The following is a 4883-nucleotide window of genomic DNA, read 5'->3' as shown; positions in this document are numbered from 1 at the left end:
CGCCCGCCACCACGATCTTCGCGCTGGTGGTTGAACGGGCCGCGCCGCCGCTAGAGCTTGCGAAGTCCACTGAGCACCCTTTCGAGCAGTGTCACATCTGGCTGACCGCCGGAGGCTTCGTCGCCGCCCGGCTGGTGGATGGCGACGAGGCCGGCCTCCGCCAGATCGGCTACGAGGATCCGGGCGACGCCGAGGGGAATGGAGAGGAGGGCCGAGATCTCGGCGATCGACTTGATCTCGAAGCACAACCGGCAGATCCGCTGGTGCTCGGGCAACTGCCCCTGCAACCGGGACGGATCGGCCGTCGTACTGACCAGCGCCTCGATGGCGAGCTGGTAACGCGGCCGGGTCCGGCCGCCGGTCATGGCGTACGGACGGACGAGCGGATTGTGTCCGCCCGAACCGCCCGGGGAACCGTAGCCCCCCGAGGACGCGCGCGAGGAACCGTACGCGCCCGTGGACGGGGCCGGGGACTGCCGATGGGGCTGCGACGTGGCAGGTCTGCTCGGCGTGGAGGGGAAGTTGTACCGGTTGTGCGCGGGGTCGCCCGGGGGCGTCTGGTACGCGTCATAACCGTTGTAGGGGTTCGAGCCCGGTGGTGTGCCCACGTCTCCTCCTCCGACTGCCTCGCGGTCCATGTCCCTTGGAGCCGCGCCACCGCACCCTACGGGGCGGTGGCGCGGAACGCACTGTCTGTCTGTTAGTTGAGAAGACTTCCCTGGAGCTCCGCCCGGAGGTCGGGCGTCAGCACGGTGCCCGCCCGGTCCACCAGGAGGGCCATCTCGTAGCCCACGAGACCGATGTCGGCCTCGGGGTGGGCGAGGACGGCCAGCGAGGATCCGTCCGAGACCGACATGATGAAGAGGAAGCCCCGCTCCATCTCCACCACCGTCTGGTTGACCGCGCCCCCCTCGAAGATCCGGGACGCGCCCGCGGTCAGCGAGGTCAGCCCGGAAGCGACGGCCGCCAGCTGGTCGGCGCGGTCCCGGGGAAAGCCCTCGGACATCGCCAGCAGGAGTCCGTCGGCGGAGACCACCACCGTGTGGGACACCCCGGGGGTGTTGTCCACGAAGTTGGTGATCAACCAGTTCAGATTCTGCGCCGCCTGGCTCATGCTCACACTAACGCTCCTGGTTGTAGGTGCCGCTTGGGCCGAGGCCCGATCCGTTCGTGTCCGATCCCGCGTTGCGCCCCTGCTGGACGCCCCGGCGCAGGTTGCTCAACCTGCCCCGCACGTCCTCGGGTGCGCGGGAGACCTGGGGGCCGCCCTGCGGGGTCTGTTCGGCCTTGCCCTCGACCAGGTTGGCCTTCGGGACCCGGCGGGGGAGACCGGACGAGGTGACCCCGCCCGCCTTCGGCTCCTTGAGCTTTCCGGCCCGCTGCCAGCGCTCGTCGTTCGTCGACCGCCAGGTGTCGGGACCTCCGGCCTCCGGCTGCTGTTCCCGCACCGGCTGCGCGGGCTCAGTCCGCTGCGGCGCCTGCTGCTGCGCCGTCCCCTGGTGCTGCGGGGCGGCACTGCCGCGGCGCGGCAGACCGGCGTCGGTCAGCTGGTGACCGGCGTCCGGAGCGGCACTCGGGGTCGGACCCGGACGGTCGAAGCCTACGCGGTCGGGGGCCTGTTCGGCAGCGCCCGGAGCAGATTCCGATTCCGTTCCGTACGCCTGCGGCCAGCCGTTTCCGTAGCTGTTCCGATCCGGCCACTCACCCTGGTGGGGCTGGGAGTCGAACGCATTGTCGTACTGCTGGTGTTCGGTCTGCGGAGACGCGTACGAGCCTTCCGGATGACCCTGCGGCGGGAAGCCCTCGTGACCCTGCTGCGGATAGCCGAAACCATCCTGCTGGGGGAGGGCCGCCGGGTACTCCTGGCCGTACCCCGGCGTCTGCGCGTACCCCTGCTGCGGGTACGGCTCCGCCGGGTACTCCGGGGTCCGCTGCGGCTGCCCGTACTCCTGGGCCGGGACCTGCTGCCCGTACTCCTGGACCGGGGCCTGCCCGCCGTGCTCCTGGACCGGGGCCTGCTGGCCGAATCCCTGGGCCGGGGCCTGCTGGCCCCGCTCCTGCGCCACGGGCGCGGCCTCGTCGCGGAAGAGCGGCTGCCCGTCGCCCTGCTGCCGGGAGCCCAGGGCGCCGCGCCGCCCGCGCTGCGGCGCGGGACCGGCCGGGTGCTCCTCGGCGACGGGCTGCTGCTCGTACCGCGAGTCGTCGAAACCGAGGTCCGCCGCGGTCAGCACCGGCTGCTGCTGCGTCGGCGCGGCCTCGAAGCCGCTCCGCTGCTCGGGCATGATCTGGGAGACCGTGAAGTCGTCCTGGAGCGGCTGCTCGCCGCCACCGCCGTGCGTGATCGCGTCCGGGAGCATGACCAGCGAGGTCGTGCCCGCCTGCTCGCCCGAGGGGCGGAGCTGGACGCGGATGCCGTGGCGGTCGGCCAGCCGGCCGACCACGAAGAGGCCCATGCGCTGCGAGACGGCCGCGTCGACGGTGGGCGGGTTGGCCAGCTTGTGGTTGATGTCCGCGAAGTCCTCGGCGGTGAGACCGATGCCCTTGTCGTGGATCTCGACCATCACCCGGCCGTCGGGGAGCCGGGTCGCGGTGACCCGGACCTTGGTCTGCGGGGAGGAGAACGTGGTGGCGTTCTCAAGGAGCTCGGCGAGCAGGTGCACGAGGTCGGTCACGGCCTGGCCGTGGATCTCGGCCTCCGGCACGCCCGCCAGCTCGATGCGCTCGTACTGCTCCACCTCGGAGGAGGCCGCCCGCATGACGTCCACCAGCGGGACCGGCTGGTCCCAGCGGCGGCCCGGGTCCTCGCCCGCGAGGACGAGGAGGTTCTCGCCGTTGCGGCGCATACGGGTCGCCAGGTGGTCCAGCTTGAAGAGGTTCGCCAGCTGGTCCGGGTCGGCCTCGTTGTTCTCCAGGCCGGTGATGAGGGTCAGCTGGCCCTCGATCAGCGACTGGTTGCGGCGCGAGAGGTTGGTGAAGATCGCGTTGACGTTGCCCCGGAGCATGGCCTGCTCGGCGGCGAGCCGGACGGCCTCGCGGTGGACCTGGTCGAAGGCGCGGGCGACCTCGCCGATCTCGTCGCGCGAGTCGATCGGGATGGGCTGCACCCGGGTGTCGACCCGGCCCGGCTCGGCACGCGAGAGCTGGTCGACCAGCATCGGCAGGCGCTGCTCGGCGATCCCGAAGGCGGCGGTGCGCAGCGCGCGCATCGAGTGGCTCATCTGGCGGGCCATCATCCCGGCCAGCACGAAGGCGGCGAGCAGGGCGACGACGACGATGCCGCCGTTGACCCAGGCGTCCCGCTGGGCGTCGCCGGAGATCCTGACGGCCTCGGCCACGGCCTTGTCGACGAGGGACTTCTCGACCTCGGAGTAGCCCGCGAACCTGGCGTTCGCGACGGCGGCCCAGACCTCGGGGGTGACCCCCTCGGACTTCAGGGCGGCGAGGGCGTCGGGGTCCTTGGCGCTGCCGATCGCGGCGGTGAGGCCGGAGTAGACGGAGCCGTCCTTGCCCTTGGGCGGCTCGGCGCCGGAGGGAAGCTGCTTGGCGCTCTCGGTGGCCTTGGCGGCCATGGTCCTCTTCAGCAGCTCGACGTCCTCGGGCGCACCACCGGAGGAGAACTCGCCGAGGGCGATCTGCTCCAGGTAGTTGTACGAGTTGAACGCCACGGACTGCTGGGCGAAGACGGCTTCCTCGCGGCTGGGCCGGACCAGGAGCTGGGTGCCGATGGAGCGCTGGAGGGACTCCGCGCCCTTGGCGAGCTGGACGGCGTAGACGCTGCGGCCGTAGGCGGTGACGTTGCCGGTGCCGAGGCCCAGTTCGTTGGAGAACTCGGTGAGGTAGTGCTGGACGCCGGTGTAGCCGAGCTGGGTGTTCACCGGGTCGAGGGAGCGGGTGTACGCGATCTTGCGGAGCGCGTCGAGCTTGGGCTCCTCGTCCTTGAAGAGGCGCAGCCGCCGCTCCAGGCCCTGGCCCGGGGGGAGGTCCCTGACGGCCTGGTCGAAGGCGATGCGGGCGGCGTCGGTGGCCGCGTACGCCTTCTGCACCTGCTCGCTCTTGAGGCCCTCGGGGGGCGGCGAGGCCAGCAGGGGGGCGGCGGTGAGGTCGCGCTCGTTCAGGAGGGCGGTGCTGTACTCGGAGGCGGCCCGTACGACGAGCGCGGTCCGCTCGGCGTCCTGGGCCTCCTGCCAGGTGTCGACGGACCCCTTGACCTGGAAGCCGCCCATGACGAGGCCGACGAGCACGGGTATGAGCAGGATCGCGTTCAGGCGGGTGGGCACCCGCCAGTTGCGGGGCGAGAGCTTGCTGGAGCTTCCCGTACCGACGGCGGCCGTGGCGGGCGGGGGCGTGACGGGCACGTCCACGGGCGACACGGCGGCGCGCGACGGCGGCGTGAAGTTGCCCCGCGTCTCCTGCTCCGCGGAGCTTTCCTTGCTTCGCCTCACTCGACCAACAACCTCTCGGCGTCGGCACCTACGTTGTGCCGGTGTTTCGTTCAGGGCCGTACTACTCGGGAGTTCATGAATTGCAGCACGTGAAGGGGTTTCGTTCCAAACAGTGGGAAGCGGGTCCCCGCCACGGCCGGGGCCTGACATAAAACGGGCATAAAGAGCGAGCCCCGCCAAAAGGCGGGGCTCAGGTGAGCACAGCGACACCGATCGGATGCGTCGGGTGTCCGAGGCGCCCCAATTCTCTGTCGAAACGTTATGAACAGCCGGGCGGCCGTGTCGAAGGACACAGACCGCCCATGACGGAGGCATGGGACAACCGCCCGGTCCGTCCCGTCACTTGAGTCGTGCCATGAGGGCGTGTTCGACGAGGGTGATGAGGGCGCTCTTGGCGTCGCCGCGGTGGCGGGCGTCGGTGGTGATGATGGGGGTGTCGGG

General features: G+C 71.1%; 3 protein-coding genes and 2 pseudogenes. All 5 read right to left on the bottom strand.

Annotated features, from left to right (window positions below):
* Nucleotides 1-70: pseudogene (locus ACFXGN_RS32720) on the bottom strand (ATP-binding protein); the annotation flags it as partial.
* Nucleotides 51-608, bottom strand: coding sequence for a DUF742 domain-containing protein (locus tag ACFXGN_RS32715; RefSeq protein ID WP_384866064.1), 558 nt, complete (start codon nt 606-608; stop codon nt 51-53). The gene ACFXGN_RS32715 and the pseudogene ACFXGN_RS32720, both read right to left, overlap by 20 nt.
* Before the next feature lie 92 nt (nt 609-700).
* The gene (locus tag ACFXGN_RS32710; RefSeq protein WP_056644956.1) at nt 701-1114 is read right to left on the bottom strand and encodes a roadblock/LC7 domain-containing protein; all 414 of its coding nucleotides are present in this window, start codon (nt 1112-1114) and stop codon (nt 701-703) included.
* Nucleotides 1115-1121: 7 nt separating this feature from the next.
* Nucleotides 1122-4442, bottom strand: a complete 3321-nt coding sequence (locus ACFXGN_RS32705) for a nitrate- and nitrite sensing domain-containing protein (RefSeq protein ID WP_384866062.1) — start codon at nt 4440-4442, stop codon at nt 1122-1124.
* Between the two features lie 339 nt (nt 4443-4781).
* Nucleotides 4782-4883: pseudogene (locus tag ACFXGN_RS32700) on the bottom strand (ATP-binding protein); the annotation flags it as partial.

Source organism: Streptomyces sp. NPDC059247 (assembly GCF_042754005.1).
In the GTDB taxonomy this organism is placed as follows: Bacteria; Actinomycetota; Actinomycetes; order Streptomycetales; family Streptomycetaceae; genus Streptomyces.
The sequence above is the reverse complement of the archived record's forward strand: the minus strand, read 5'-3'. Positions and strand labels throughout refer to the sequence as shown.